Raw genomic sequence first — 5,932 nt, 5'->3', positions numbered from 1 at the left:
TCCGCCTTCGTGCAACGCGTGGAACACATTCCTTTATGGGCGCAGATCGGCGCCGTCATTGTCCTGCTTTTCTGCTCCGGCTTCTTCTCGATCTCCGAAACCGCCATGATGGCGCTCAATCGCCATCGCTTGAAACACCTCGTGAACAAGGGCGTGTTCGGCGCGAAAACCACGCAAAGCCTGCTTGTACGCACCGATCAGCTGCTCGGGGTGGTCCTGATCGGCAATAACCTGCTCAACACGATCATCCCCGTGCTGACGACGTCCATCGCCCTGCGTACGTTCGGCAGCAACAACTTGGTGCTGTCCGTCGCCACCGGCATCGTCGCGTTTCTCATCATCGTGTTCGCCGAAATCACGCCGAAGATCGTCGGCGCCAGCTTTCCCGAGAAAATCGCACTGCCGGCCAGCTTTGTCATTGCGCCGCTCATGCGCGCGCTCAAGCCTGTGATCTGGTTCGTCAATCTTTTCTCGAATGCCATCCTGCTGACGCTGCGCATCAATACCAAGGGAGGACGCGAGCATCGTTTGTCGACTGAGGAGCTGCGCACTATCGTGCTCGAGTCAGGCAGCTTCATGCCGACGAAGCACCGCAGTATTCTTCTCAATCTCTTCGATCTCGAGAACATCACTGTCGACGACGTCATGATCCCGCGTCGGCGCATGGAGGCGCTCGACCTCGATGCACCATTCGAAGAAATCCTGCATCAGCTCGAAACCTGCTATCACAACAAGCTCATCGTCTATCAAGGCGACATCGACCGCGTCGTCGGCGTGCTGCATGTACGCAAGACGCTCGCCGCACTTCACAAGCAAGAGCTCGAACGCGAGACGCTGCGCGAGCTCCTCGCGGCGCCCTACTTCGTACCGTCGGGCACACCGGTCTTCAAGCAGCTGCAGTACTTTCAGGAAACGCGACAGCGCATGGGGCTCGTCGTCAACGAATACGGCGAACTGCAAGGGCTCATCACGCCCGAGGACATTCTCGAAGAGCTAATTGGGGAATTCACGACAACCATCCCGCGCACCGTCGGCTCGCGGCGTGGGTGGAACGAGCAAGGCGAATGCATCGTCGCCGGTAGCATGCCGTTGCGCGAACTCAACCGCTGGCTGCAGCTGAGCTTGCCGACGGACGGACCAAGAACGCTCAATGGCCTCATCCTCGAGAGGCTCGAGGAAATTCCCGAAGGCGACGTCTGCGTGCAAATCGGCGACGTGCAACTCGAGGTGCTGCAAAGCGACGATCAGACCGTTCGTACCGTCAAGGTTTTCCGCCCCAAGACGCAGGCACGGACCGTTCAGAGCTAGTGGCGACTGTGTCATGTCACACGAAATCCATTGGCAAAATGCGGTGACGTCGCATCACTAGCCGTCCGGCCGAATACCGGCCCGCTACCCGTCACGCGATGATGACTCCATCGTGTTTGAACGACGGCAAAGGCCGGCATTCGATGTCCTCTTCATCCCCCTCCCTTTCCATTGCCTCGTCCATGCCGCCGCCAGCCGGCACGGATGACGCGCCTGCGGTGCGTCTCCTCGCGGATCTGCTCAGCCAGGCATCGGGGCTCGATGCTTCGGATATTCATGTCGAACCCGGCGAGCATGAATGGCGCATTCGCCTGCGCATCGACGGCGTGCTGCATGAAACGGCACGGCCGCCCGCGCACCTGCGCGATGCCTTCGTCACGCGAGTGAAGGTCCTCGCACGGCTCGACATCGCAGAGCGCCGCGTACCGCAAGACGGCCGTCTGCGGGTCGCCCTCGCGCCGGGCAAGGTCGAGGATTACCGCGTGAGCTCACTGCCCACCCTCTTCGGCGAAAAACTCGTACTGCGCCGCCTCGACGCACTGCCGGACAACCTCTCGCTCGAAGCCTTGGGCTTCAATGTGCAGCAGAGGGCACTCGTCGAGGCCGCCATCCACGCACCTCACGGCCTCGTGCTCGTAACCGGGCCAACCGGCAGCGGCAAAACGCTCTCCCTGTACTGCTTCCTGCACATGCTCAACGCAGCGTCGCGCAATATCTGCGCGGTTGAGGATCCCGCCGAGATCCAGCTCGCCGGCATCAATCAAGTGAACGTGCGCGAAAAAGCCGGGCTGACGTTTGCCGTCGCGCTGCGCGCCTTCTTGCGCCAGGACCCGGACGTCATCATGGTCGGCGAAATCCGCGATGACGAAACGGCCGACGTGGCGTTTAAAGCGGCGCAAACGGGGCATCTCGTCCTGTCGACGCTCCACACGAACGATGCGCCGGGCGCCATCGGCCGTCTCGTCGATATCGGCGTCGCGCCGTATCACCTGGCAGCCGCACTGCGGCTCGTCACCGCGCAGCGCCTTGTGCGGCGTCTGTGCATGCACTGCCGGCGCGCCACGCATGAATCGGCCCGCGCATTGCGCGCCGCCGGATTTCTGGATGGCGAGATCGCCGGGTGGACGCCCTACGCGGCCACCGGATGCGAGGCCTGCCACGGTATCGGCTATCGGGGGCGCGTCGGCATTCATCAAGTCATGCCGGTTTCTGCCGCCATGCGTGAGCTCATCGTGGCGCGGGCGAGCGCAGATGCCATCGCTCGCCAAGCACATGCGGATGGGGCCGCCACGCTGCGCCAGGCCGCGCTCGCCCAGGTACGGGACGGCACAACGAGCCTCGCAGAGGCCCTGTGCGCGACGGAGGCCGCATGAGCACGCTGGCTGAGCCGCGGCAACGGCCACGGTCAAGTCCGTCAGGTATCAGCGTCGCCGGGCGGCGCTTTTCGTGGCGCGGCATCGAGTTCGATGGCCGGCGACGACGCGGCACCGTCGTCGCCCTGGACGCGGCCGAGGCGCGGGCCGTGCTGCAGCGGCGAGGTGTCATCGTGCTCACGCTCATGCAAATCGGCAAAGCCGCCCCGCCCAAAGCGTCGCAGCGCCAAGTAACCGTCTTCACACGGCATCTGGCGAGCCTGTTGCGCGCGGGATTGCCTCTCACGCAGGCACTCGAACTCATCGGCGAGTCGTCGCTCAAGAGTGGCATGCCGCGTATCGCACTGGCCCTTGCACGGGGCATCTCCGATGGGGCGGCGTTCGCCACGGCACTTGCGCACTTCCCCGCGCAGTTCGACGCACTGTACTGTCAGTTGGCCGCGCTCGGTGAGTCAACGGGATCGCTCGACGCCGCGCTTGCACGCATCGCCGACGAACGGCAACGCACGGCTGAGTTGCATGCCAAGGCGCGTGCAGCGCTCGCCTACCCCTGCGCCGTACTGCTGTTCGCGGCTGCTGTCACCGCTGCTTTGCTTATCTGGGTGGTGCCGGCGTTCGAGCAGGTGTTCGAAAACTTTGGTGCGGCCCTGCCTGGACCGACGCGCGTCGTTATCGCGCTGTCACACTCTGCGCTCGTCAGTGCGGGGCCAGTTCTCGCGCTTGGCACCTTGGGGAGTCTCATCATTGCATGGCTCCTGCGGCGATCGCCAACCGCGCGCCTCACGTGGCACCGTATTGCACTGACAGCTCCGTTGGCGGGGCCCGTCCTGCGCTCGATCGCGGCTGCCCGCTTCGTCCGCGCGCTCGGCACGTTGCTCGCGGCCGGCACGCCGCTCACCGACGCCTTGGGTGCGCTCACCCACGCAACAGGCAACGCGGTATTCGATCGTGCGAGCGTTGACATCGCCGCACGCCTTACCCGGGGGGAGCGCCTCGCGGCCGCCATGCGGGCGGTGGGCTGCTTTGCACCTGCAATCGTGCAGCCGATCGCGATTGCCGAGGAATCCGGCGCGCTCGACGCCATGCTGCTCGACATCGCTTCGCTGGCCGAACGAGAAGCACGCGACAAACTTGCCTTCTTTGCGAGCCTCGCGGAGCCTTGCGTTGTTATCGTGTTGGGTGCACTGATCGGTTGCCTCGTCGTCGCGCTTTACCTGCCCGTCATTGAGCTCGGCAACGTGGTGTAGCATCCAGCCCATTGAATCCTCAGCGACCATCCGCTCCATCGTGTACGCCCTACTCATCAGCGACCCGTTTTCGCGCGCCGCATCGAGCGTCAGCATCGCCTTCGCCAGCCTGCCGACCACTTGGCAGTACGCGTTCGCCATTGTTTTCGGGCTTGTGATCGGCAGCTTCCTCAATGTCGTGGCGCACCGACTGCCGGTCATGCTTGAGCGCGCTTGGCGCCTCGAAATGACCGAAGCGGCAGGCGAGCCACCGAAGGATGACGGCCTGCCGGCTCGATACAACGTGTGTGTGCCGGGCAGCGCATGCACGCATTGCGGGCATGTACTGCGCGCATGGGAAAACATTCCGCTGCTAAGCTACCTCTGGCTGCGCGGACGCTGCTCGGCATGTCACGCGCCCATCAGCATCCGTTATCCGCTGATCGAGCTCGCCAGTGGGCTATTGGCCGCGCTGGCCCTTGCCAACTTTGGGGCGTCGGGCACAGCGCTCGCTGCATTCGGGCTATGTGCCACGCTACTGGCGATGAGCGCCATCGATATCCAAACCCGGCTCTTGCCCGATTCGCTCACGCTGCCGTTGCTCTGGGCCGGCCTCATCGTCAATTTTGCCGATACCTTTGTGAGTCTGCGCTCGGCCGTCGCCGGTGCCATTGTCGGTTACGTGTTCCTCTGGTGCGTGTATTGGCTTTTCCGCTTAGCGCGCGGCGTCGAAGGCATGGGCTACGGCGATTTCAAGCTGCTCGCCGCACTGGGCGCTTGGCTGGGCTGGGCCGCGCTGCCGCAGATTGTGCTGATCGCAGCCGTGACGGGCGCGGTCATCGGACTTACAGCGACGTGGCTCGGCCGAATGCGTTTCGAGGAAGCTTTGCCGTTCGGTCCTTTTCTAGCTGCAGGTGGTGCGGCGACACTCTTTTTTGGCATGCCCTTCTTTCACCTTTTCGGAGGCTAAATCATGTTCGTGGTGGGGCTGACGGGTGGCATCGGCAGCGGCAAATCGTTTATTGCCGACCTTTTCGCACGACATGGCGTCGCCATCGTCGATACCGATGTCATCGCGCACAGCATCACGGCGCCGCGAGGCGCTGCCATGCCTCACATCGCAAGCGAGTTCGGCGAGGCATTCGTCGCGCCCGATGGCTCGCTCGATCGCGCGAAGATGCGCGCGCTCGTCTTCGCTGATGATCTCGCCAAGGCTCGGCTGGAGGCGATCACTCACCCGCTCATCCGCGCCGAGACCGAGCGCCAGATGGCTGCTGCAGGCGGGCCGTACGTGATCGCCGTCGTGCCGCTTCTCGTCGAATCGGCGACGTGGAAATCACGTGTCGATCGTGTGCTCGTCATCGATTGCAGCGTTGACACCCAAATCGCGCGCGTCATGCGGCGTAACGGCGTCACCCGCGAGCAAGTGAGCGCAATCGTCGCCCGGCAGGCATCGCGTGAAGTTCGGCTCGCCGCCGCAGACGACGTGCTCGTCAACGAAGATGGCCGGCCACCGGAGCTAGTGGCCGATGACGTGCAGCGATTGCATGAAAAGTATCGGTCGTCTGCCATAGCCACGCTTCGTTAGCCGGTCGGGCCCTTCAAAAAAAGTCTGGATTTGAGTGCCGCAACGGCCGTTAAACAACGGCATGGCATGATTGACGCTGGCTGAAATTCACCTGAATTGAAAATGTAAACCCTAGAAAGGGTTATATTTCGCGATTGCGAGGGGCCATTCGCGGCATTAGAATGTTCTTCAATTTATCGTCCACGACGCCAGAGGCGAGCGCGCTTGATCCTTTACGAGTATCCGTTCAATGAGCGAATTCGCACGCTGTTGCGTCTCGAAGACCTTTTCGAGCGCTTCACGTTTTTCCTGAATCCGGACGACGCGAGAGAGCATCACGTCGCGCTCACAACGTTGTTCGAAATTGCGGAAGTCACGGCCCGGGCAGATTTGAAGTCGGACCTGATGAAGGAACTCGAGCGCCAGCGCCAAACGCTCGCGCCGTTTCGCGGCAATCC

General features: G+C 62.9%; 6 protein-coding genes. All 6 read left to right on the top strand.

Annotation, left to right across the window (positions count from 1 at the left end):
* Positions 1-18 precede the first annotated feature (18 nt).
* Positions 19-1,308: an HlyC/CorC family transporter gene (locus tag VL598_RS08800; RefSeq protein WP_325326326.1), complete on the top strand. Its 1,290-nt coding sequence runs from the start codon at positions 19-21 to the stop codon at positions 1,306-1,308.
* A 143-nt stretch (positions 1,309-1,451) separates the two neighbouring features.
* Positions 1,452-2,681, top strand: a complete 1,230-nt coding sequence (locus VL598_RS08795; protein ID WP_325326325.1) for a GspE/PulE family protein — start codon at positions 1,452-1,454, stop codon at positions 2,679-2,681.
* The gene (locus tag VL598_RS08790) at positions 2,678-3,928 is read left to right on the top strand and encodes a type II secretion system F family protein (protein WP_325326324.1); all 1,251 of its coding nucleotides are present in this window, start codon (positions 2,678-2,680) and stop codon (positions 3,926-3,928) included. The genes VL598_RS08795 and VL598_RS08790 overlap by 4 nt, the downstream gene beginning before the upstream one ends.
* 37 nt (positions 3,929-3,965) lie before the next feature.
* Positions 3,966-4,877 (top strand): prepilin peptidase, encoded by a 912-nt coding sequence (locus tag VL598_RS08785; protein WP_414718683.1) that lies wholly within the window; start codon positions 3,966-3,968, stop codon positions 4,875-4,877.
* 3 nt (positions 4,878-4,880) lie between these two features.
* A complete protein-coding gene (gene coaE, locus VL598_RS08780) occupies positions 4,881-5,495 on the top strand; it encodes a dephospho-CoA kinase (RefSeq protein ID WP_325326322.1) in 615 nt (204 codons plus the stop codon).
* 204 nt (positions 5,496-5,699) lie between these two features.
* A partial coding sequence (zapD, locus tag VL598_RS08775; protein ID WP_325326321.1) for a cell division protein ZapD occupies positions 5,700-5,932 on the top strand: 233 nt, incomplete at its 3' end.

It is taken from the genome of Trinickia sp., from assembly GCF_035492435.1.
Classification (GTDB): domain Bacteria; phylum Pseudomonadota; class Gammaproteobacteria; order Burkholderiales; family Burkholderiaceae; genus Trinickia.
The sequence above is the reverse complement of the archived record's forward strand: the minus strand, read 5'-3'. Positions and strand labels throughout refer to the sequence as shown.

What these genes read in the sequence shown, in the direction of transcription:
- VL598_RS08795 (WP_325326325.1), top strand. Translation starts at nt 1,452, where the DNA reads ATGTCCTCTTCATCCCCCTCCCTTTCCATTGCCTCGTCCATGCCGCCG.
- VL598_RS08790 (WP_325326324.1), top strand. Translation starts at nt 2,678, where the DNA reads ATGAGCACGCTGGCTGAGCCGCGGCAACGGCCACGGTCAAGTCCGTCA.
- coaE (WP_325326322.1), top strand. Translation starts at nt 4,881, where the DNA reads ATGTTCGTGGTGGGGCTGACGGGTGGCATCGGCAGCGGCAAATCGTTT.